Genomic DNA, 21,775 nt, shown 5'->3' on the forward strand with positions numbered 1-21,775 from the left:
CTTCTTCAAGCATGTCCTCTCGACCATCGCCATGGGCCGCTACGGCAAGCCCGAGGAAGTCGCCAACGTCATCGTCTTCCTGCTCTCCTCGGCGGCCAGCTGGGTCACCGGCGTCAACGTCACCGTCGACGGCGGCCAGAACAAACGCGTCAAGTTCTAGAACCCGTCCGAGACTGCGAAAACCGGGCTCGTATCACCGAGCCCGGTTTTTCATGGGCGGCACGAGGCCATGCTCGCTTGGCCTCTCCGGCGGGAGGGCGTCACGTCATCGCATTGGCGGCGGCGGCCGGCCCACCGGCCAGCAAACACACCCCGACCCGCCACCGGCCAAACGACGTCAGGCCGCCTCGCGGTGATGGTGGTTGTCCTGGTAAACGGGACTGTGGTCTTCCTCCCACGACGCCATGATCGCGTCGCGCTGTTTCAGATAGCTGCGGAACTGGGACACGATCCATCCCATCACCAGGAAGGTGAAGGCGAGGACGGGAACGACAAGCACCATTTCGGCATGCAACATGGCTGACTCCATCCAGGTAAGATGGAGGGAGCATCGGCCAGCCCCGGCCGGGCGGCATTGATCGCAGTCAATCGGCCCGCATGGCCCGCCGCGCCAGGATCGCCCTACCGCCGCTTCTTGCCCTTGCCGCGCCATTGACGGGTGCCGGGACGCCCTGACATGGAGCGTCCCTTGCCCGCGGGCACATTGGACTCGAACCCAGTCGACCGCGCCAGCGGATCCTCGGCTACCGCCAGTTCGCTGGCTTCCAGCCGGCGGACCTCGTCGCGCAACCGGGCCGCCTCCTCGAATTCCAGATTGGCGGCCGCGTCCAGCATGCGCTTCTTCAGGTCGTCCAGATGGGTCTTCAGATTGTGGCCCACCAGATGCTGCACGCCGCTGTCGCCGGTTTCGACGGTCACGTAGTCGGCCTCATAGACGCTCTGCATCACGTCGCTGATCTCGCGCTTGATGCTCTCGGGCGTGATGCCGTGCAGCTCGTTGTAGGCTTCCTGCTTGCTCCGGCGCCGGTTGGTCTCGTCGATGGCGCGCTTGAGCGAGCCGGTGATCTTGTCGGCATACAGGATCACCCTGCCCTCGACGTTGCGCGCGGCGCGGCCGATGGTCTGCACCAGGGCCGTCTCGGAACGCAGGAAGCCTTCCTTGTCGGCATCCAGGATGGCGACCAGCGCACATTCGGGAATGTCGAGGCCCTCGCGCAGCAGGTTGATGCCGACCAGCACGTCGAACACGCCCAGCCGCAGGTCGCGGATGATCTCGATGCGCTCCAGCGTCTCGATATCCGAATGCATGTAGCGCACCCGCAGGCCGTTCTCGTGCAGATATTCGGTCAGATCCTCGGCCATGCGCTTGGTCAGCGTGGTAACCAGGATTCGTTGTCCCTTGGCCGCGACCAGCTTGCATTCGGCGATCAGGTCGTCGACCTGGCTCTCCACCGGACGGATGAAGATGTCCGGATCGGTCAGGCCGGTCGGCCGGATTACCTGTTCGGCGAATGCGCCGCCGGTCTGCTCCAGCTCCCACGGGCCGGGCGTCGCCGACACGTAGACGGTCTGCGACCGCATGGCGTTCCATTCCTCGAACTTCAGCGGCCGGTTGTCGATGCAGCTGGGCAGCCGGAAGCCGAATTCGGCCAGCACGGATTTCCGGCGGAAATCACCGTTGTACATGGCATTGAGCTGGCCGATGGTGACGTGGCTTTCGTCGACGATCACCAGCGCCTCGGGCGGCAGGTACTCGAACAGGGTCGGCGGCGGCGCGCCCGGCGGCCGTCCGGTCAGATAGCGGGAATAGTTCTCGATGCCGGCACAGACCCCGGTCGCGGCCATGGTCTCGATATCGAACCGGGTCCGCTGCTCCAGCCGCTCGGCCTCCAGCAGCCTGCCGTCACGGCGCAGTTCATCGAGCCTGATCTCCAGGTCGCGGGCAATCTGCTTGATCGCCTGGTCCAGGGTCGGCCGCGGCGTCACGTAATGCGAGCTGGGATAGGCCTTGATGCTGTCCAGCCTGGCCGTCTTCTCGCCGGTCAACGGGTCGAACTCGACGATGCTCTCGACCTCGTCGCCGAACAGCGAGATGCGCCAGGCGCGGTCCTCGTGATGGCTGGGAAAGAGTTCGATGACGTCGCCCTTGGCGCGGAACGTGCCGCGCGACAGCGACTGGTCGTTGCGCTTGTATTGCAGTTCGGCGAAGCGGCGCAGCAAGGTCGTCCGGTCGATGGACTGGCCCATCTTCACCTCGCAGGTCATCGCCGAATAGGTTTCCACCGACCCGATGCCGTAGATGCACGACACCGAGGCGACGATGATCACGTCGTCGCGCTCCAGCAGCGCCCGCGTCGCCGAATGGCGCATGCGGTCGATCTGCTCGTTGATGCTGGATTCCTTCTCGATATAGGTATCGGTCCGCGGCACATAGGCCTCGGGCTGGTAATAATCGTAGTAGGAGACGAAGTACTCCACCGCGTTCGACGGAAAGAACGACTTCATCTCGCCGTAGAGCTGGGCCGCCAGGGTCTTGTTCGGCGCCAGGATCAGCGCCGGCTTCTGGGTGGTCTCGATGACCTTGGCCATGGTGAAGGTCTTGCCCGAGCCGGTCACACCCAGCAGCACCTGGTCGCGCTCGGCGTTGCGCACGCCCTGCACCAGTTCGGCGATGGCGCGCGGCTGATCGCCCGCGGGCACATACGGGCTTTCCACCTTCAGTGGAATGCCGCCCTCGCCCTTCGGCGGCCGCACGACTTTCGGCGGATCGAAGGGATAGGCGTTGTCGGCGAGCACTGGATCGGACATGGACTGGTTATATGGCGATGCTAGGGTGTATTTCGAGTCCTCGATTGCCGCTTGAACGCAAGGATGCTCAAGCGTAGGGTCCGGCCCGTTTTGCGACCCGCTCCATAGACAGGAAAGGTACCGCCGTGAGCTTCTTCTCCGATGCCATTGGACGCATCCAGCCATCGCCCACCATCGCGGTGACGGCCAAGGCCCGTGAACTCAAGGCGGCCGGTCTGGACGTGATCGGCCTGGGGGCCGGCGAGCCGGACTTCGACACGCCGGACAACATCAAGGAAGCCGCCATCAAGGCGATCCGCGATGGCCAGACGAAATACACCGACGTTGACGGCACGAAGGAGCTGAAGGAGGCGATCTGCGGCAAGTTCCAGCGCGAGAACGGGCTGATCTACAAGCCTGACCAGATCACCGTGAACTGCGGCGGCAAGCACACCATCTTCAACGCCATGATGGCGACGGTGAATGCCGGCGACGAGGTGATCATCCCGGCGCCGTACTGGGTGTCGTACCCGGACATCGTCCAGCTGTGCGGCGGCACGCCGGTCATTGTCGAGGCGACCATCGCCACCGGTTTCAAGATGACCGCCGACCAGCTGGAGGCGGCGATCACCGATCGCACCAAATGGCTGATCTTCAACTCGCCGTCCAACCCGTCGGGCGCTGCCTATACCTATGACGAGATCAAGGCACTGACCGACGTGCTGCTGCGCCATCCCCATGTCTGGGTGTTCTCGGACGATATCTACGAGCATCTGGTCTATGACGGCTTCAAGTTTCACACACCAGCGCAGGTGGAACCCGGCCTGTTCGACCGCACGCTGACCATGAATGGCGTGGCCAAGGCCTATGCCATGACCGGCTGGCGCATCGGCTATGGCGGCGGCCCGGCACCGCTCATCAAGGCCATCGCCAAGATGCAGTCCCAGAGCACCTCAAACCCGTCGTCGATCAGCCAGGCGGCCACGGTCGCGGCGCTGAACGGCCCGCAGCACTTCATCGCCGAGCGCAACGCCATCTTCAAGGAACGGCGCGACCTCGTCGTGTCCATGCTCAACCAGGCGAAGGGCATGTCCTGTCCGACGCCCGAGGGCGCGTTCTATGTCTATCCGAGCTGCGCCGGCATGATCGGCCGCAAAACGCCGGCCGGGCTGGAGCTGCACAACGACGCGGATGTGGCCAACTATCTGCTGGAAGCCGAGGGCGTCGCCGTGGTGTTCGGCGCCGCGTTCGGCCTGTCGCCGCATTTCCGCATCTCCTACGCCACCTCGACCGAGGCGCTGGAAGAAGCCTGCCGGCGCATCCAGCGCGCCTGCGCGGCGCTTAGCTGAGCAGCCAGGAAATGATGGAGCGGGAACCCTCGCCGTTCCCGCTCCTTTCACCGCCGAAGCTGGTCATCTTCGACTGCGACGGCGTGCTGGTTGATTCGGAGGCGATCGGCGACCGTGTGATCGCCGACCTGCTCTCGCTGCAGGGCGTCGCCGTCGCGGCGGGCGACATCTCGGCCCGCTACATGGGTCTCACCATGCAGGCCGTCGTCGAGGACGTGAACCGCCGCTACGACCTGTCGCTGGGAAGCGACTGGCTCGAAGAGGTGCGCGTCGCAACCGAAGCGGCGTTCCACGCCGGGCTTGAGCCGATCCCGCATGTGAAGGAACTGATTGTCGCGCTAGAAGCCGCCGGCATACCGATTTGCGTCGGCTCCAATGGCTCGGTTTCCAAGATGAACACCAGCCTGGGCATCACCGGCCTGCTATCGCATTTCGAGGGCAGGCTGTTCAGCGGCCAGGACATGAAGCGCGGCAAGCCCTTCCCCGACCTGTTCCTTCACGCGGCCAAGGTCATGGGCGCGGCGCCCGAAGACTGCATGGTGATCGAGGACAGCGCCGCCGGCCTGAAGGCGGCGATGGCGGCCGGCATGAAGGCACTGGCCTATGTCGCCAGCCCGGCGCACGCGCCTGCCGATCTATCCGGCGGCCATCCCATTGGTGATATGCGGCAGGTCCCGGCGCTGCTCGGGTTCGCCTAGACGCATTGTCCTCCCGTGCGAATTGGTACAATGCAGGCGCCGATCTGCTATTGTGCCGCCATGGCTGCAACGCTTGAAGCCGAAATGGAGCAGCGTTTGAACCCTCCCATCGACACCCCGCACCCTTTCACCAAGGTCGCCGATGCACACCTGCTGGCGCAGGCGATCGTGGACACGGTGCGCGAGCCCTTGCTGGTGCTCGATCAGGAGCTGCGCGTCGTCGCCGCCAGCCGATCCTTCTATGTCATCTTTCAGATGCAGCAGCAGGAGGTGGAAGGCCGCGCCATCTACATGCTTGGAAACGCCAAGTGGGATATTCCCGAGCTTCGCGTGCTGCTCGAGCAGATTCTCCCCGAGCAATCGGTCATGGAAGGCTATCAGGTCGAGCACGACTTCGCGGGCACAGGCCATCGCATCATGCTGCTGAACGCCCGCAGCGTGTACTTCGAGAGCAGTGCGGAACGCCTGATCCTGCTCGCCATGGAAGACGTGACGGAATGGCGCGCCGCAGAACGGCTGGCCCAGGACATGCTGCAACAGTCCAAGATGCTGCTCCAGGAAATGCAGCACCGTGTCGCGAACAGCCTGCAGATCATCGCCAGCATCCTGATGCTGAAGGCACGCAGGGTGCAGTCCGAGGAAACCCGCCTGCACCTGCGCGATGCCCACCAGCGGGTGATGTCGGTCGCCGCCGTCCAGGAACAGCTCCAGGCGTCCGCACATGGCGACTCCATCGAGCTGGCGCCTTACCTGAACCGGTTGTGCGAAACCCTTGCGGGATCGATGATCGGTGATGCCCGGCCCATAGCCCTGCTGGTCCGCGCACAGGCCGGCACCGCCCTGTCGCACGAGGCAGTCAGTATCGGCCTCATCGTCACCGAACTGGTCATCAACGCGCTCAAGCATGCCTTTCCCGATGATACGCCCGGTGCGGAGATTATCGTCTCCTATGACACCAACGATACCGGCTGGCGGCTCTCGGTCACCGACAACGGTTGCGGCAAGGCGCCTGCCGCCGACGGGGCGAAAGCGGGGCTTGGCACAAGCCTTGTCGATGCGCTCAGCAATCAGCTTGATGCCAGTGTGGGCGTGTCGAGCAGCCCCAAGGGAACGCGGGTTACGATCACCCACAGCATCTTCACGCCCCAGCTGTCCGACGCGGCCTGAAGGCGGCGCAGGCGGCCGGCATGAAGGCGCTGGCCTATGTCGTCAGCCCGGCGCACCAGCCCGCCGAGCTTTCCGCCGGCCATCCGTTCTGCGACATGCGCTTGGTACCGGAGTTGCTGGGGATAAACCCAGCCGACTGACTGTCAGGTGTCGACAAAATAGTTGATCGCCCGAAATGTTCTGTTTATGTTCTTGACCGCGCCAGGACATTTGGGGGCGATCATGTTGTCGAAGCTCATTTCCGTTATCAGGGGCGAGCGCCAGCCGCAGCCCTTTGACCGAGACCGGTGGGAAGCCGCCATGTCAAAGGCGGTGTATTCGATGGAGGCCCACCAACTCAGACAGGCGCGGGCAGGATTAAGCCGACTGCTGACTGACGATATGCCGGATGACTGCCGCCTGCAGACCAACTACTACCTCGGCATGACCATGTTGTGGCAGGGCGAAACGGAGCAGGCCGAATCGATGCTCGAACGTACCGCAGATCTCGCCGAGGCCCTCGGCGACCTCTCGCGCGCGGTCAGCCCCCTCAACATGTGGGCAAAAAGCCTGGAGATACGCGGCGAGTCCGATGCGGCAGCCCCGGTCCGCGAACGCCATCTGAAGATCACTTCGGCAGTGGACCATTTGGCTTGGACCGTGGATGCGGGCACAGGCGACGTCATCCACACCCACGGCAATATCCGTTTCCCTACGTCGTTCGGAGCGCTGCTGCGCGCGGAGCGCAGCTTCGAGGCGTCCGACGGCATGGACGGCACCATTTTCTACAGGACCGAATTGCCGCGCCGCCTCGAGGTGAGGGTGACGATCTGGATCGGCTCGCTCGATTGGGATCAGAGCCTTCATCGCTTGTCGGATGAGGCGGTATTGTGGCTAGGCATCGAGGGGGCCGACTTCCTGTACGGAAATTTCGAGGTGGGACAGCCGCTCCATACCGGCGTCCGCCGGCTTTGGCAGGATGTGGAAAGAGAGGGGGCCACCTGGAGGGTTGAGACCTTCTTCATCCCTTAGGCGACACGCATATCGGCTTCCGCGTCGCGAGCGTCAAGGAGGACTACGATGAAGCGGATATCCTTGCCATGTTCGCCGAATTCGACTGGCCGAAGACATTTCCTTGAGCTGGCTCCCCCGGTCGGAAGGTCTCCAGACCGTCAGCTGACCGGCCGCTCCACCACATACACCACATGCCGGCTGAGCGGGTGGCCCACATGGAAGCGCGGGTGCTCGAAATCGAGGTCCAAGCGGTGGGTCATGCCGAGGCGGATCATCAGCCCCCACGACGGCGTGTTCGCGGGAACAGTCCACGCGGCGATCCGGTCACGCGGCGTGTTCTCCCAGCCCCATTCGATACTGGCGGCCGCCGCTTCCCTTGCGTAGCCCTTGCCCCATTCGGCTTCGGCCAGACGCCAGCCGATCTCCAGTTCGTCGATAAGGCCGGTGCCGGGAAGGCTCGAATAGCGCAGGCCGCAGAAACCGATGAGGCGTTCGTCGGCGCGCGTCTCCACCGCCCAGAAACACATACCCTGTTCGGCCTGCCGCGCGATCTGGCCGTCGACCACCGCGTCCATCGCCTCGCGCGTCATGACGCCGCCAAGGTGCCGCATCACGGCTTCCGTATTGGTCGCCGCCGCGAAGGCGGGCTTGTCCGCCTCGCGCCAAGGTCTGAGCCTGAGACGGTCGGTGACGATCATGCGGCCTCGCGGGCATTTTCGAAGCGCATCCAGCCGCTGCCCTTGTGGCCGAAGTCGAAGCGGCCCGGATGCAGGATCTCGGCGAGAATCTCGAGCGATTCGGCAAGGCGCGGGCCAGGCCGGTTGAAGTACTGGTTGCCATCCGTGACATAGACCCGGCCGGCACGCACGGCCTTGAGGCTGGTCCAGCCCGGCTTGCCGGTCAGCAACGGCATCTCCTCCAGCACCCGGGGCATGTCGAAGCCGCAGGGCAGGATGGCGATGACATCCGGATCGGCGGCGCGGATCTGCTCCCAGGTCATCCACGGCGAGTGCTTGCCCGCCTCGCCGAAAAGGTTCACGCCGCCCGCCATCTCGACCAGTTCGGGCATCCAGTTGCCCGCCGCCATCAGCGGATCGATCCATTCGATACAGGCGACGGTGGGCTTCGGCAGCCCGGCGCAGCGCTGCGTCACACCCCGCATCCGGGCTTTCAGTACGGCAATCAAAGCCGCGCCGTCTTCCGCGCAATCCAGCGCCGCCGCGACCCGTTCGATATCGGTCCAGGCGTCGGCCAGCGAGTCGGGCCGCAGCGACACGATATCCACGTCGCGGCCGGTCCAGTCGCACAGTGCCGCCTCCACATCGGCCAGGCTGGCGGCGCAGACCTCGCACTGGTCCTGAGTGACGATCACGTCCGGGTCGATCCCGCGCAGCAGGTCCACGTCGACCCGGTAAACGGACAGCCCTTCCTTGAGCAGAGTCTTGACCTGGGTGTCGATCTCCAGCGACGTGCCGTGCACGTCGAGCTTGGGTTCGGTCAGCCGGGGCAGCGATTCGACCGACCGCGGATAGTCGCATTCGTGGGACCGTCCCAGCAGCCAGTCACGCTTTCCCAGCGCGCAAACGATCTCGGTAGCGCTGGCGATGAGCGAGACGACTCGCTTGGATGGGACCGGCATCGTCTAATTCCTTGCTGTGGCGTGATGGGCGCACCAGATATTGATGATGGCCTCACCGCAAGACAATCCCGCCCAGGGCTTCACCGTCAAGAAAGTCGTGCTGCTTGGCACCGGCTGGATGCTGGTGATCGCGGGGCCGATTATCGGCATCCTGCCCGGTCCCGGCGGCATTCCGGTGGCTGCGGCCGGCCTGGTGATCATCCTCAGCCAGTCCTACACGGCCAAGCGCATGTTTATCCGGATGGAGCATCGATACCCCAGATTTCTCCGTCCCCTGCGGCGGTTCATCCGGCGCGGCAAGCCGGCGAAACAAGCCCGGGCGGACAAGCCCGCCAGCACATAGCGCCCTGCCGATTCGCGCGCTTGCATCCGGCGTTTCCGGGCCTATGTTGGAATCAGTCTAATCTTTGGATGGAGCAGGACATGGGCATGGAAATCAACACCGGCATCCCCGAGAAGCAGCGCAAGGCCATCGCCGAAGGCCTGTCGCACGTGATGGCGGATACCTACACCCTCTATCTCAAGACACACAATTATCACTGGAACGTGACCGGCCCCATGTTCCAGACCCTCCACCTGATGTTCGAGACCCAGTACACCGAACTGGCGCTGGCGGTCGATCTGGTCGCCGAGCGGATTCGGGCGCTGGGCGTCTACGCGCCAGGCACCTACAAGTCGCTGGCCAAGCTCAGCGCCATCAAGGAAGAGGACGACGTTCCAAAGGCCGAGGACATGATCCGCAACCTGGTGAATGCGCATGAGACCCTGGTCCGTACCGCACGCTCGGTGTTCCCGCTGGCCGACAAGGCCCATGACGAGCCGACCGCCGACCTGCTGACCCAGCGCATGCAGGTTTCGGAAAAGAACGCCTGGATGCTGCGCAGCCTGCTGGCCTGACCGGCGAGCGGGCCGGACCAGATCAACTGCCTGTCGCGGATATGCGCCGGAAGCCGGGTTGAGCCCTGCACGCGCCCCTGCCCCGCCTCAAGCGGTTTCCAGAATCAGTCGAACGTCTATATAGAAGGCAGCCCAACAGGAAACCCTGAAGCCGAATCGGCCCATGAACACCAAAACGGTCAGGACAGCGCTGGTTACCGGCGCCGGCGCCCGCATCGGGCGCGCCATCGCTCTCGGCCTCGCCGAGCGCGGCTGGGCCGTGGCGGTGCATTTCCACCAATCAGACCTGGCCGCCGAGGAAACCGTGCGCGACATCCAGCGCCACGGCGGCCACGCCGCAGCGGTGCCTGCGGACCTCGCCGACGAGGTGCAGGTGGAATCGCTGGTGACACGCGCGGCCGCCGCGCTGGGGCCGGTGACCTGTCTGGTCAACAACGCCTCGATTTTCGAGCGTGACGACGCGCTGACCGTCACCCGCGAGAGCTGGGACCGGCACATGGATATCAATCTGCGCGCCCCGCTGGTGCTCGCCCAGCAGCTTGCCGCCAACCTGCCAGATGACGAACCCGGCAACATCATCAACCTGATCGATCAGCGGGTATTGCGGCTGACGCCCCTGTTTACCTCCTACACGATCAGCAAGGCTGCGCTTTGGACCCTGACCCAGACACTGGCGCAGGCGCTTGCGCCCCGAATTCGGGTCAACGCCATCGCGCCCGGACCCACATTGCCCAATGTCCGCCAGTCTCACGCGGATTTCGCGGCACAGGTGGCGGCGCTGCCGCTGGAGCGCGGACCCGCGCTCGATGAATTCGTCGCCGCCGTCTCCCTGATCCTGGACGCGCCTTCGATGACCGGCCAGATGATCGCACTGGACGGCGGACAGCATCTGGCCTGGCAGACGCCTGACGTGATGGGAGCGGAATGAGCAATCCCGATAACACCGTCGTTCCCTTCCGGGTCGCCGATGCCGACAGGCGCATCCGCCACGTCTTCGTACGGGACCTGATGCTCGACGGTCATATCGGCATCCATGCCCATGAGCAGGGAGTCGTCCAACGCCTGCGGATCAACCTGGACCTGTCCGTGGTGGACCGGCACCCGCTGCCGGCCGATCACATCGCACATGTTGTCTGCTACCAGGAGGTCGTCGAGGCCACCACGGCGATCGTCGCGCGCGGCCATGTGAACCTGGTGGAGACACTGGCCGAGGAGATCGCCCAGGAAATCCTGGCCACTCCGGACGTGGTTACCGTGAGAGTCCGCGTGGAAAAGCTGGACGCGTTTGCGAACGTCGCTAGCGTGGGCGTTGAGATCGAGCGGACAAGTGCCTGAAAAATGTCACAATTCATCCCATATCGCGGCGCAGCGGTCACATCATCTAAAGTTGTGCACACAGAGGGCTTAGCGCGCTTGACTCTCGATGGATTACAACACCGTTAAACTTCCATGACGCTTTCGGCTACAAAAGTCTTTTGTTTTCAATAGTTTGTATAATTTGCCTATAATTTGGGCAACCCGATGAGACTCCAAGGGTTCTGCGGCCCACACGCCCGCGCAGGGACCTTGTACACAGACTTATCCACAGAATCCGTGGATAGTACGCCGCGCCACAAATGGGGTATTGGGACACCCGATCAGACCTGTTGGATTGGTTCGCCAATCCATCCTAGAGTCCAGTCGCTTAACCACGATGCCTGCACACATGACGTTAATACCGGACGACGAAATCAACAGCGATATTGGGAACGAGGCCTCCGAATCGGCGGCCTCGCCAACTGACGCACCGGCCCTCTCCGGTCGCGCGCTGATTCGTACGAAAGCGCGCAAACTTCCTGCGGGTTCAGGCGTGTACCGGATGCTGGATCAGCATGGCGACGTCATGTATGTGGGCAAGGCGCGCAATCTGAAGGCCCGCGTCGGGCAATATGCAAGCGGCAAGGCCCATACCAACCGGGTCACCCGGATGATCGGCCGGGTGCACGACCTGATCGTCGTCACCACCGAGACCGAGAGCCAGGCCCTGCTGCTCGAAGCGCAACTGATCAAGCGCTACATGCCGCCCTACAACGTGCTGCTGCGCGACGACAAAAGCTTTCCCTATATCCTGATCCGCACCGACCACCAGTGGCCGCAAATCAAGAAGCATCGCGGCGCACAGAACCTCAAGGGCCATTATTTCGGCCCCTTCGCCTCGGCGGGTGCGGTCAACTCCACGCTCAATACGCTGCAGCGGGCATTCCTGCTGCGCTCGTGTTCGGACGGCGTGTTCACCGCGCGCACCCGTCCCTGCCTGCTGTTCCAGATCAAGCGCTGCTCGGCGCCATGCGTCGGCCGCGTCACCAGCGAGGAATATGACGCGCTGCTCGACGATGCCCGGACGTTTCTCGGCGGCAAGAGCCAGCGGGTGCAGCGCGACCTGTCCGAGCAGATGATGCAGGCCAGCGAGGCCATGGAGTTCGAGCGCGCTGCCGCGATCCGCGACCGCATCAAGGCACTGGCCAGCATCCAGGGTCACCAGGGAGTCACCGCCGGCGACCTTGAGGATGCCGACGTCATCGCCGTGCACCAGCAGGGCGCGCAAAGCTGCGTGCAGGTGTTCTTCCTGCGTGCGGGCCAGAACTGGGGCAACCGCGCCTATTTTCCCAAGCACGACACGACGCAGGGGCTCGAAGAGGTACTGGAGGCATTCATCGGCCAGTTCTACGACAGCCGTCCGGCGCCGCAGACCATCCTGATCAGCCACGACTTCGCCGAACGGCCGCTGATGGAGGAGGCGCTGTCGCTGAAGTCGCCGCGCAAGGTATCGCTGGTGGTCCCCAAGCGGGGCGACAAGGCCAAGATGATCGACCTGGCCCTGCGCAACGCCCGGGACGCGCTGGCCCTGCGCATGGCGGAAAGTGCCTCGCAGCAACTTGTGCTGTCGGAACTGGCCACCGTCTTCGACCTGGAAGGGCCGCCCGGGCGCATCGAGGCTTACGACAACAGTCACATCTCGGGCACCAACGCCATCGGCGCCATGATCGTCGCGGGGCCGGACGGCTTCATGAGGAACAACTACCGCAAGTTCAACATCAAGGACAGCCGGCTGGCGCCCGGCGACGACTACGGCATGATGCGCGAGGTGCTGACCCGGCGCTTCGGCCGGCTGGTCAAGGAGGATCCCGAACGCAGCCGGGGTCAATGGCCCGATCTGGTGCTGATCGACGGCGGCGCCGGTCAACTCGCCGCGGCCGAGCAGGTGCTGGCGGAACTGGGCATCGAGGATCTGCCCCTTGTCGCCATCGCCAAGGGAGCCGACAGGAATGCGGGCCGCGAGCGATTCTTCCTGCCGGGGCGCGAACCGTTCACCCTCGATCCGCGCAGCGCCGTGATGTACTACCTGCAGCGGATACGCGACGAGGTTCACCGCTTCGCCATCGGCACCCACCGGCAAAAGCGCGCCGGCGCCATGAAGAAGTCGCAGCTCGACGAGGTGCCCGGCGTCGGACCGGGCCGCAAGAAGGCGCTGCTCGCCCACTTCGGTTCGGCACGGGCGGTGGCGGGTGCGGCGCTCGAGGACCTTGAGTCGGCGGACGGCATCAGCAAGGCTGTCGCGCGCAAGGTTTACGATTATTTCCACGCAGAAGGATGACGCGGCGTTATAGTCGCGCCAATCCGCGAACGGAACGGCATGATCTCGTCCATACCAAACCTCCTGACCCTCTCGCGCATCCTGGTCATTCCGGCGCTCATCGGCACATTCTGGCTCGATGCGCCGCTCAAGCAATGGCTGGCGCTCGGCCTGTTCGTGGCCGCCGGGATCACTGACTTCTTCGACGGCTATGTGGCGCGCGCCCTGGGCGTGCAATCCAAGCTGGGCCAGTTCCTCGATCCCGTCGCCGACAAACTGCTGGTCGCGTCCGCCCTGTTCATGCTGGCGGCCAAGGGCCCGCTCACCGGCGTGCACCTGATTCCGGGCGTGGTCATCCTGTGCCGCGAGATGCTGGTGTCGGGGCTGCGCGAGGTGCTGGCCGAAATCAAGGTGGGCCTGCCGGTCAGCAGGCTCGCCAAGTGGAAGACCACCGTACAGATCGTCGCCATCGCGTTCCTGCTGGCGGGCGACGCGGCCCGCCATCTCTATGCGGTCGAGATCGGGACCTTCGGGCTATGGATCGCGGCCGTGCTGACGCTCTACACCGGCTACGACTATCTGCGGGCCGGCCTGCGCCACCTGACAGGACCGCGCGCGCCATGAAGGTGCTCTACTTCGCCTGGCTGCGCGAACGGGTCGGCACCGGCGAGGAAGACGTCGACCCGCCTGCCGGCGTCAACACCGTTGCGGATCTCATCGACTGGCTCTCGGCGCGCAGCCCGGGCCATGCCCATGCCTTCGCGCAGCGGGACGTGATCCGCGCCGCCGTCAACCAGGACTTCGCCGATCCCGGCGACACGGTGAGTCCCGGCGACGAGGTGGCGTTTTTTCCGCCGGTTACCGGAGGGTGCCCGTGATCCGGGTGCAGACGGATGATTTCGACATCGGCGCCGAGATCGCCGCGCTGACCGGCGGCAAGACCCATATCGGCGGCGTGGTAACCTTCACCGGCCTGGTGCGTGACTTTGCCGGCGACGCCGCCATCAGCACCATGACCCTGGAGCATTATCCCGGCATGACGGAGCGCATGCTGGCGGATATCGAGGCCGAGGCCAACCACCGCTGGCCGCTCGATGCCAGCCTGATCGTCCACCGCCATGGGCCGCTAGGGCCGGGCGAGAACATCGTGCTGGTCATCACCGCCAGCGCCCATCGCCAGGCCGCTTTCGAGGCCGCCGAATTCCTCGTCGACTGGCTGAAGACCAAGGCGCCGTTCTGGAAGCGCGAGGCGGGTCCGGACGGTGATCGCTGGGTCGAGGCCAAGGCCACCGACGACAGGGCCGCCGCGCGCTGGCGCAAATGAGTCCCCGGCACATCGCCTTCTACGGCCTACTCAATCCGGGCCATGGGCCGTTCGAGAAATTCCGGCTGGCTGAAGCGCTGGACCTTGTGGGACCGTGCCGTATCCCCGGCAGGCTGCACGATCTGGGCGCCTATCCGGGCCTGACCCGCCGGCCGGGCATGACCGAGGGCCGACTCTACCGTATCAGGGATCCCCGGGTGCTGCGCCTGCTCGACGCCTTCGAGGCCTATTGGCCGCGCCGGCCGAAGCAGTCGGAATATCTGCGGCGCCCCGTCCTGCTCGCCAATCCCGCCCTCTGGGCCTGGGTTTATGTGTACAACCGGAAGCCGCCCGCCGGCAGCCTGGCGCCGGAAGGTCCCTGGGCGCCGGCCGAGCCGCTCAGCGGTTGCCGCGCACGAGCTGTTCGTAATCGCTTCGCAGCGTCTTGGTGATGTCGCCGACAACGAAATTGTAGGGGCCGATTTCGCCGACCGCCGTCACTTCGGCCGCCGTGCCGGTCAGGAAGCACTGCTCGAAGCCTTCCATCTCCTCGGGCTGGATCGACCGCTCGACGATCTCGATTCCACGCTTGCGAGCCAGGCCCACGACCGTGCGCCGGGTGATGCCGTCGAGGAAGCAATCCGGCGTCGGCGTATGGAGCTTGCCGTCCTGGACGAAGAAAACATTGGCGCCGGTCGCCTCGGCAACCTGGTTGCGATAGTCGAACATCAGCGCGTCGTTATAGCCCTTCCGCTCGGCGGCGTGCTTCGACAACGTGCAGATCATGTACAGACCCGCCGCCTTCGCCGCCGTCGGCGCGCAGTTCGGCGCCGGACGATGCCATTCCGCCACATCCAGACGGATGCCCTTGTCGCGCAATTGAGGATCGAAATAGGACGGCCAGGCCCAGCCGGCGATGGCGACGTGGGTTTTGGTCGCCTGCGCCGCCACGCCCATCTGCTCCGGGCCGCGCCACGCCACCGGGCGGCAATAGCCGTCGGGCAGGTTGTTGGCCTTCATCACTTCGTCGCAGGCCGCGTTGATCTCGTCTTCCGTGTAGGGAATCTCGAAATCAAGGATCCGCGCCGAGTTGAACAGGCGGCTGGTGTGTTCTCTCAGCTTGAAGATTTCGCCGTTATAGGCACGCTGTCCTTCGAACACGACGCTGGCATAATGCAGGCCGTGGGACAGCACGTGAACCTGTGCCTCGCGCCAGGGCACGAGCTTGCCGTTGAACCAGATGTGGCCATCGCGATCGTCAAACGGAATGAGAGACATGGGAGCATATCCTTGGCGGAAGCGTGTTGCGCGGAACAATCTGACTCTTGACGGTTGCACTGAGTAACATTGTGTCTAAACTAAGTCAACATGGCTGACATAACCATCAAAGAGCCCACCGACGAAGAAGTCCGGCAAGCCATCGAGCTGCTGTTTTTCGCCTATCGGGACTTTGTCGCCGACCCGGACAAGGTGCTCGCCGAATATGAAAGCCCGGCCGGATCGCTGGGCCGCGCCCATCATCGGGTGATCCATTTCGTCAGCCGCAATCCCGGCATGACCGTGGCTGAATTGCTGTCGATCCTGCAGATCACCAAGCAGAGCCTGGCACGGGTACTCCGGCAGCTGATCGACGAAGGCTTCGTCGCGCAGGAACGCGGACCCGAAGATGCGCGGCAGCGGCTGCTGTATCTGACCGACAAGGGCGAAGCCTTCGAAACCGCCCTGTCCAATCCGCAGCGCGCCCGGTTTCGCCGGCTGTTCGAAAAGGCCGGCCCCGAGGCCTCGCAATCGTTCCGCAGGCTGCTGCTCGAACTCATCAACGAGGACGAACGCGAGCAGGTGCTGGCGCTGATCGCAGGCAGGCAACCAACCACCCCCTAGAGCTGCGCCAGCAAGCCGCCGTCTACGGGCAGTGCGTGACCGGTGATCATGGCGGCGGCGTCCGACAACAGGAACAGGGCGGCGTTCGCCACCTCCTCGGCCGTCGCCATGCGGCCGATCGGATTGGTCTCATTGACCTGCTTGACGAAATCCGGCCCCATCGCCTTGAGCGGCGCCAGCAACTCCGTGTCCGTCGCGCCGGGCGAAACCACGTTCACCCGAATGCCCTCGCGGACATAGGCGATCGCGGCCTGGCGGCTGAGGCCGATGACGCCGTGCTTGGTGGCCGTGTAGGCGGCGCCCGACAGGTGGCTGGCCCGGTGCCCCAGGGTCGAGGCGGTATTGACGATCGACGCGCCGCCGGGCTGCTTCGCGCCGGACTCGAGCATGGCGCCGATCTGGTACTTCATGCAGCGGTAAATGCCGGTGAGGTTGACCGCGACCACCTGGTTCCAGTTGTCGTCGCTGTATTCGTGAAGCTGTTCGCGCGCACCGCCGGTGCCTGCATTATTGAACGCGCCGTCGAGACTGCCATAGGTGCGAACCGCCGTATCGACCATGTGGCGAATGTCATCATTCGAGGCCATGTCGGCCTGCACGAAAATGCCGTCGCCGCCCGCATCGCGCAGGCGCTGGATAACCGCCTCGCCACGATCGGCACGCCGGCCCGCCGCGATCACCTTCGCGCCGCGTCCTGCCAGCAGGTAGCAAGCGGCTTCGCCGATGCCGGACGTGGCGCCGGTAACGATGACGACCTTCCCGTCCATCAGATTCTCCCCTGTCCAGGATGCAGACGCACCTTAGCGGCGGGAGCATATGCGCGCAAATGCCCTCGCCCCGTGGGAGAGGCCGGCGAAGGGCCGGAAACGGACGGCAGGAACGCCGCTCATCCGCTTGCACAGGAAGCGGGGTTTTACGCCGACAGTTCCTTGGATCGCCGTGCCGCCGCCTCGATAGCGTGACGCAGCAGCGGGGCAAGGCCGTTTTCGCCCATCAGTACGTTGAGCGCGGCTTCCGTCGTGCCGTTGGGGCTGGTGACGTTGCGGCGAAGCGTGGCTGTCGATTCGTCGTCTGACGCCTCGACCAGCGCGCCCGCGCCCGCCACGGTCTGGCGCGCCAGCATGTCGGCCAGTTCCGCCGGCAAGCCCGCCGCCTGGCCCGCCGCCGCCATGCATTCGATCAGGTAGAATACATAGGCCGGACCGCTGCCGGACAGGGCCGTGACCGCATCCATCAGCTTCTCGTTGTCGATCCAGGCGACCGTGCCCACGGCGCCCAGCAGTGCGGTGCACAGCCGGCGCTGGTCCTCCTTCACCTTGCCGCTGGCGACACAGACGCTGACGCCCTTACCGATCGCGGCCGGCGTGTTGGGCATGGCCCGGACGATCGCCGCATTGGCGCCGAACGCCTGGGCAAAATAATCCAGCGTCTTGCCGGCCGCTATGGAGAGGAACAGGGCCTGGGGAAACGCTGCGGCGTCCGACAGGAGGTCGCCCATCACCTGGGGTTTGACCGCCAGGACCATGACTTCGGGATCCCGGCGCACCTTCTTCAGATCGGGCACGACGGTGACGTCCGGATTTTCCGCCTTGAGCCGCCTGGACGTCTCGGCGTCCGGCTCGACCACGATGATGGCGGTGCCATGCAGCCCCTGAGCCAGCCATCCGGCCAGAAGCGCCGAGCCCATTCGTCCACCGCCAACCAGCACAAGCGGCCGGCTGGCGCCAATTGCGCCGAATTCCGTCACGACACTCCTAGTCAGGCCGTGCCGACAGTCTCGAACAACGCGGCTTCCATGGCCTCGGCGGGTGTCTTACCACCCCAGAGCACAAACTGGAAAGCAGGGAAAAATCGTTCGCACTCGGTGATCGCGATCTCGATGAGATTCTCGCATTCCAGCGCCGTCGCGGTCTGCCCCTCGCACATCAGCACGCCGTGCCGATACATGAGCAGACCTTCGTCCTCGACCAGGTCGAAATGGCCCAGCCACATCTGGGCGTTGATCTTGGCCATCAATTCATGGAGGGGAGCCTTGCTTCCCTTCGGCACGCGGCCTTCGAACGCGCAGACCACCTGCAGTCCGCCGAAGTCGCTCGCCGAATGGGGGCCGTTCCACGCGAAGTGCAGATTGTACTCAGCCCAGTTTCCCGCCACGAAAACAGTCAATTCCTGCTCGTTCTGGCGGTCATACGGCCATTCGTTTGCAGAGACGATCTGTTCGATCAAGTCGAGAGGGTCGACGGAGGTGACTTCGTGGTCGGAGCTCAATGACGTCATAGCTCGGATCCTCCAATTATGGTGCGGCATTGCGATGCAGCACAAAATCTAGCCTGCCATTGATATCAGGCGGGTTCAAGTCCCTAGATGTTGTGGAAGCAGTGCTGACGCAACCAGGACAAGTCGGCGTCTGGCGGCCTTCACCCGCGGACGGATTCGAGCGCGGCGATGCGTTCGGCAAGACGGCCATTCTCGGCAGCGAGCGCCTCGTTCTCCTGTCTCGCCCTGGCAGCCATCTCCTTGACCGCCTCGAATTCGTCGCGGGTAACCACGTCGAGGTCGGCGATGGCGCGCTCCAGGCGCTGGCGCACCATGGTCTCCACTTCCTCGCGCAAGGACTGAAAAACACCGGCGGCGCCGGTGGCAAGCTTGCCCAAATCGTTGAGAATCCGGTTTTCCGTCTGCATGGCGGTCTCCTTGGTGATGCCTGCGCAATATGGCGTTGCCCGGCGCTGTTTCCAAGACGCTTGACAGATTCTACCTCTGCAAGGCTTTCTGAGGCCATGATGCCAGCCGCCATCAGCTTTCCCGCATTCGATCCGGTCGCGCTTGACCTCGGATTCTTCCAGATTCGATGGTACGCCCTCGCCTATATCAGCGGATTGCTGCTGGGCTGGTGGTATCTCGGCCGTCTGATCGCCGACAAGTGGTGGCCCAACGGGCCGCCGCTGAACCGGAAGCAGGTCGAGGATCTGGTGTTTTACATCATGCTAGGCGTGGTGCTGGGCGGCCGGCTTGGATACGTGCTGTTCTACAAGCCGGCGGACTACCTGGAACATCCGCTGCGGATTCTGGAGGTGTGGCAAGGCGGCATGTCGTTTCACGGCGGCCTGCTGGGCGTGACCGCCGTCATCATCCTGTATGCGTTTCGCACCCGTCGCTCCATGTACGCCATCGGCGATCTGATCGGCTGCGCCGTACCCATCGGTCTCGGTCTTGGCCGCATCGCCAATTTCGTCAACGGCGAATTGTATGGCCGCGCCACGGGTTCGGACTGGGGCATGATCTTCCCCGGCTCCGATGGCCTGCCACGTCATCCCAGCCAACTCTACGAGGCCGCGCTGGAGGGTCTGGTGCTGTTCGTCGTGCTGCGGCTGCTGTTCACCCGCACCGGCCTGCGGTTCCGGCCGGGCGCGCTGTGCGGCTGCTTCTGGATCGGCTACGGCCTGTCGCGCATCGTGGTGGAGTTCTTCCGCGAGCCCGACAATTACCTGGGATTCCTGTGGTTCGGCGCATCGATGGGCCAGCTGCTGTCGATCCCCATGGTCCTGTTCGGCGTCTGGCTGCTCGCCCGGGCGAAGGCGCAACCGGCCCAGCCCCATGCCAACCCCGCTTAACGCCATGCTGATCGCGCGGATCCGCGAGGCAGGTCCGCTGAGTGTCGCCGAATACATGCAGGCCGCGCTCGCCGACCCGGCCCACGGCTATTACGCCACCCGCGATCCCTTGGGCGCTGCCGGCGACTTCATCACCGCGCCGGAAATCAGCCAGATATTCGGCGAGCTGATCGGGCTGTGGGTCGCCGATTGCTGGGATGCCATGGGCCGGCCGCGCCGCCTGAAGATCGTCGAACTGGGCCCCGGCCGCGGCACCCTGATGGCCGATGTATTGCGTACCCTGAGGGTGGCGCCCGCCATGCTCCCCGAGCCGTGGCTGATCGAGACCAGTCCCGTGCTGCGCGAGGCGCAGCGCGGCCGGGTCGACGCGCACTGGGCCGATGGCCTGGACGAGGTGCCGGCCGGCCCCATGGTGCTGATCGCCAACGAGTTCCTCGACGCCCTGCCGATCCGCCAGTTCAGCCTGGACGCTGATGGCTGGCGCGAGCGGCTTGTCACCGCGGCCGCCGACGGCTCGCGCCTCGAATGGGCGCTGGGCGACGCCCGCTCGAGGCAGGACGCGGGCTTGCCCGGTGCGCTCGACTCGGCGGATCAGGGCAGCATGGCCGAGACCTGTCCGGCCGCGCTGGCGCTGATTCGCGATGTCGCGGCCCGGCTTGTGGACCAGGGCGGCGCGGCCCTGTTTGTCGATTATGGCACCACCACCAGCCGCCCCGGCGACAGCCTTCAGGCGGTTCGCGGCCACCGCTACCACGATCCGCTCGAGGCGCCCGGCCAGGCCGACCTGACGGCCCATGTGGATTTCGCGGCGCTGGCCGCCGAGGCCCACGCCGCGGGCGCCGTGGTTCACGGCCCCTCACCCCAGTCCCTGTTTCTCGAGGCGCTGGGCGTGTTCGTGCGCGCCCAGGTGCTGAAGCGCAGCGCGACGCCGGAGGAGGCCCGCGAGATCGACCTGGCCGTCCACCGGCTGACGGCGCCCGACCAGATGGGCAGCCTGTTCAAGGCCCTGGCGCTGACCGACCCCCATATGCCGCCGCCCGCGGGGTTTTCATGATCATCCGCGCCCACGGGCTGACCGTACCCCATGTGGTGCATGGTTTCTTCACCCGCCAGGGCGGGGTCTCGAACGGCATCTATGCCTCGCTGAATTGCGGCCCCGGCTCGGATGACCTGCCGCAGCACGTCGCCGAGAACCGGCGGGTTGCCATGGATCTGCTCGGCATGCCGGAATCCATGCTGTGCACCGTGCATCAGGTCCATGGCGACGACGTGGTGTTCGTCACCAAACCGTGGACCGCGGGAAGCCGGCCGAAAGCCGACGCCATGGTCACCCGCGCCCCGGGCGTGGCGCTGGGCGTGCTGGCCGCCGATTGCGCGCCGGTTCTGTTCGCCGACCCGGTCGCCCGCGTCGTCGGCGCGTGTCACGCCGGCTGGCAGGGCGCGTTCAAGGGCGTGGCGCAGGCGACGGTGCAGGCCATGGTCCGGCTGGGATCACGGCCTGCGGCGATTCGCGCCGCCATCGGCCCCTGCATCGCCCAGCAATCCTACGAGGTCGGCCCCGAGTTCCGCGCCCGCTTCGTGCTGAAGTACGACGCGTTCCAGCACTTCTTCTCGCCCTCGCCCAAACCCGGCCATTTCCTGTTCGACCTGCCCGGATTCATCGAAGCCCGGCTGGCCGAGGCTGGTGTCGGCACCATCGAGCGACTCGGCATCGACACCTATTCCGACGCCGACAGATTCTTCAGTTACCGCCGAACGACTCACCGGGGAGAGCCGGATTATGGCCGCCAGCTCTCGGCGATTGCCCTTGTGGGGCGTGGACCGGCCTGATAGT

Annotated in this window: 27 protein-coding genes; 18 read left to right on the forward strand and 9 right to left on the reverse strand. The window is 64.9% G+C overall.

The genetic code is table 11. The annotated features are described in order from the left end of the window. Positions 1-160, forward strand: a 160-nt coding sequence (locus WJU21_RS05790) for an SDR family oxidoreductase (protein ID WP_346322422.1), incomplete at its 5' end; no start/stop codon positions are given. 177 nt (positions 161-337) lie between these two features. On the opposite strand, the gene WJU21_RS05795 is transcribed toward WJU21_RS05790, so the two are convergent. Then, the gene (locus WJU21_RS05795; protein WP_346322458.1) at positions 338-517 is read right to left on the reverse strand and encodes a hypothetical protein; all 180 of its coding nucleotides are present in this window, start codon (positions 515-517) and stop codon (positions 338-340) included. 104 nt (positions 518-621) lie between these two features. Further along, entirely contained in the window at positions 622-2,808 is a 2,187-nt protein-coding gene (gene uvrB, locus WJU21_RS05800; RefSeq protein ID WP_346322459.1) for an excinuclease ABC subunit UvrB, read from the reverse strand. 125 nt (positions 2,809-2,933) lie between these two features. Here uvrB and WJU21_RS05805 point away from each other — a divergent pair, with 125 nt between their 5' ends. The 4 genes from WJU21_RS05805 to WJU21_RS05820 all read left to right on the forward strand — a co-directional run bounded on the left by WJU21_RS05805 (position 2,934) and on the right by WJU21_RS05820 (position 7,012). Further along, positions 2,934-4,136: a pyridoxal phosphate-dependent aminotransferase gene (locus tag WJU21_RS05805; protein WP_346322460.1), complete on the forward strand. Its 1,203-nt coding sequence runs from the start codon at positions 2,934-2,936 to the stop codon at positions 4,134-4,136. 11 nt (positions 4,137-4,147) lie between these two features. Next, a complete protein-coding gene (locus WJU21_RS05810) occupies positions 4,148-4,834 on the forward strand; it encodes an HAD-IA family hydrolase (protein WP_346322461.1) in 687 nt (228 codons plus the stop codon). 96 nt (positions 4,835-4,930) lie between these two features. Continuing rightward, complete coding sequence (locus WJU21_RS05815; RefSeq protein WP_346322462.1) at positions 4,931-6,001, forward strand: histidine kinase dimerization/phosphoacceptor domain -containing protein; 1,071 nt, start codon at positions 4,931-4,933, stop codon at positions 5,999-6,001. Between the two features lie 222 nt (positions 6,002-6,223). After that, on the forward strand, positions 6,224-7,012 hold the full coding sequence (locus WJU21_RS05820; RefSeq protein WP_346322463.1) for a hypothetical protein: 789 nt from the start codon (positions 6,224-6,226) through the stop codon (positions 7,010-7,012). A 140-nt stretch (positions 7,013-7,152) separates the two neighbouring features. Here the strand turns inward: WJU21_RS05820 and WJU21_RS05825 are convergent, their stop codons facing one another. Together WJU21_RS05825 and WJU21_RS05830 are read right to left on the reverse strand one after the other, a co-directional pair. Next, positions 7,153-7,692 carry a GNAT family N-acetyltransferase gene (locus tag WJU21_RS05825; protein WP_346322464.1) on the reverse strand — a complete coding sequence of 180 codons (540 nt, stop codon included), beginning with the start codon at positions 7,690-7,692 and terminating at the stop codon, positions 7,153-7,155. Further along, positions 7,689-8,633: a cobalamin-binding protein gene (locus tag WJU21_RS05830; RefSeq protein ID WP_346322465.1), complete on the reverse strand. Its 945-nt coding sequence runs from the start codon at positions 8,631-8,633 to the stop codon at positions 7,689-7,691. The genes WJU21_RS05825 and WJU21_RS05830 overlap by 4 nt, the downstream gene beginning before the upstream one ends. Before the next feature lie 46 nt (positions 8,634-8,679). On the opposite strand from WJU21_RS05830, the gene WJU21_RS05835 reads away from it, so the two are divergent. From WJU21_RS05835 to WJU21_RS05875, 9 genes are all read left to right on the forward strand, one after another. After that, the gene (locus WJU21_RS05835; protein WP_346322466.1) at positions 8,680-8,976 is read left to right on the forward strand and encodes a hypothetical protein; all 297 of its coding nucleotides are present in this window, start codon (positions 8,680-8,682) and stop codon (positions 8,974-8,976) included. 86 nt (positions 8,977-9,062) lie between these two features. Next, a complete protein-coding gene (locus WJU21_RS05840; RefSeq protein WP_346323469.1) occupies positions 9,063-9,530 on the forward strand; it encodes a Dps family protein in 468 nt (155 codons plus the stop codon). A 163-nt stretch (positions 9,531-9,693) separates the two neighbouring features. After that, a complete protein-coding gene (locus WJU21_RS05845; protein WP_346322467.1) occupies positions 9,694-10,458 on the forward strand; it encodes an SDR family oxidoreductase in 765 nt (254 codons plus the stop codon). After that, positions 10,455-10,865: a dihydroneopterin aldolase gene (folB, locus tag WJU21_RS05850; RefSeq protein ID WP_346322468.1), complete on the forward strand. Its 411-nt coding sequence runs from the start codon at positions 10,455-10,457 to the stop codon at positions 10,863-10,865. Before WJU21_RS05845 ends, folB begins: the two co-directional genes overlap by 4 nt. A 370-nt stretch (positions 10,866-11,235) precedes the next feature. Further along, a complete protein-coding gene (uvrC, locus tag WJU21_RS05855; protein ID WP_346322469.1) occupies positions 11,236-13,164 on the forward strand; it encodes an excinuclease ABC subunit UvrC in 1,929 nt (642 codons plus the stop codon). A gap of 39 nt (positions 13,165-13,203) precedes the next feature. Further along, positions 13,204-13,767, forward strand: coding sequence for a CDP-diacylglycerol--glycerol-3-phosphate 3-phosphatidyltransferase (gene pgsA / locus WJU21_RS05860; RefSeq protein WP_346322470.1), 564 nt, complete (start codon positions 13,204-13,206; stop codon positions 13,765-13,767). Next, the gene (moaD, locus tag WJU21_RS05865; protein ID WP_346322471.1) at positions 13,764-14,021 is read left to right on the forward strand and encodes a molybdopterin converting factor subunit 1; all 258 of its coding nucleotides are present in this window, start codon (positions 13,764-13,766) and stop codon (positions 14,019-14,021) included. The genes pgsA and moaD overlap by 4 nt, the downstream gene beginning before the upstream one ends. After that, a complete protein-coding gene (locus WJU21_RS05870; RefSeq protein ID WP_346322472.1) occupies positions 14,018-14,467 on the forward strand; it encodes a molybdenum cofactor biosynthesis protein MoaE in 450 nt (149 codons plus the stop codon). The genes moaD and WJU21_RS05870 overlap by 4 nt, the downstream gene beginning before the upstream one ends. Further along, positions 14,464-14,898 carry a gamma-glutamylcyclotransferase family protein gene (locus WJU21_RS05875; protein ID WP_346322473.1) on the forward strand — a complete coding sequence of 145 codons (435 nt, stop codon included), beginning with the start codon at positions 14,464-14,466 and terminating at the stop codon, positions 14,896-14,898. The genes WJU21_RS05870 and WJU21_RS05875 overlap by 4 nt, the downstream gene beginning before the upstream one ends. Here WJU21_RS05875 and WJU21_RS05880 read toward each other — a convergent pair. Continuing rightward, on the reverse strand, positions 14,846-15,724 hold the full coding sequence (locus WJU21_RS05880) for a branched-chain amino acid aminotransferase (protein WP_346322474.1): 879 nt from the start codon (positions 15,722-15,724) through the stop codon (positions 14,846-14,848). The genes WJU21_RS05875 and WJU21_RS05880 overlap by 53 nt on opposite strands. Positions 15,725-15,814: 90 nt before the next feature. Between WJU21_RS05880 and WJU21_RS05885 the strand changes: the two genes are divergently transcribed. Beyond that, entirely contained in the window at positions 15,815-16,327 is a 513-nt protein-coding gene (locus tag WJU21_RS05885; protein ID WP_346322475.1) for a MarR family transcriptional regulator, read from the forward strand. Here the strand turns inward: WJU21_RS05885 and WJU21_RS05890 are convergent. The 4 genes from WJU21_RS05890 to WJU21_RS05905 form a co-directional block, all read right to left on the reverse strand. Further along, complete coding sequence (locus WJU21_RS05890; RefSeq protein WP_346322476.1) at positions 16,324-17,094, reverse strand: SDR family oxidoreductase; 771 nt, start codon at positions 17,092-17,094, stop codon at positions 16,324-16,326. The two genes, WJU21_RS05885 and WJU21_RS05890, sit on opposite strands and share 4 nt — an antisense overlap. A 146-nt stretch (positions 17,095-17,240) precedes the next feature. Further along, positions 17,241-18,074, reverse strand: coding sequence for a pyrroline-5-carboxylate reductase (gene proC, locus WJU21_RS05895; protein WP_346322477.1), 834 nt, complete (start codon positions 18,072-18,074; stop codon positions 17,241-17,243). 11 nt (positions 18,075-18,085) lie between these two features. Continuing rightward, positions 18,086-18,604 carry a YbjN domain-containing protein gene (locus tag WJU21_RS05900; protein WP_346322478.1) on the reverse strand — a complete coding sequence of 173 codons (519 nt, stop codon included), beginning with the start codon at positions 18,602-18,604 and terminating at the stop codon, positions 18,086-18,088. 140 nt (positions 18,605-18,744) lie between these two features. Beyond that, positions 18,745-19,011 carry an accessory factor UbiK family protein gene (locus WJU21_RS05905; protein WP_346322479.1) on the reverse strand — a complete coding sequence of 89 codons (267 nt, stop codon included), beginning with the start codon at positions 19,009-19,011 and terminating at the stop codon, positions 18,745-18,747. Between the two features lie 99 nt (positions 19,012-19,110). Between WJU21_RS05905 and lgt the strand changes: the two genes are divergently transcribed. The 3 genes from lgt to pgeF are packed head-to-tail and all read left to right on the forward strand — an operon-like array spanning position 19,111 to position 21,771. Then, positions 19,111-19,941 (forward strand): prolipoprotein diacylglyceryl transferase, encoded by an 831-nt coding sequence (gene lgt, locus WJU21_RS05910; RefSeq protein WP_346323470.1) that lies wholly within the window; start codon positions 19,111-19,113, stop codon positions 19,939-19,941. Continuing rightward, complete coding sequence (locus tag WJU21_RS05915; protein ID WP_346322480.1) at positions 19,925-20,995, forward strand: SAM-dependent methyltransferase; 1,071 nt, start codon at positions 19,925-19,927, stop codon at positions 20,993-20,995. The genes lgt and WJU21_RS05915 overlap by 17 nt, the downstream gene beginning before the upstream one ends. After that, on the forward strand, positions 20,992-21,771 hold the full coding sequence (gene pgeF, locus WJU21_RS05920) for a peptidoglycan editing factor PgeF (protein ID WP_346322481.1): 780 nt from the start codon (positions 20,992-20,994) through the stop codon (positions 21,769-21,771). Before WJU21_RS05915 ends, pgeF begins: the two co-directional genes overlap by 4 nt. The last annotated feature ends 4 nt before the right edge of the window (positions 21,772-21,775 follow it).

The organism is Emcibacter sp. SYSU 3D8, assembly GCF_039655875.1.
Classification (GTDB): Bacteria; Pseudomonadota; Alphaproteobacteria; order SMXS01; family SMXS01; genus RI-34.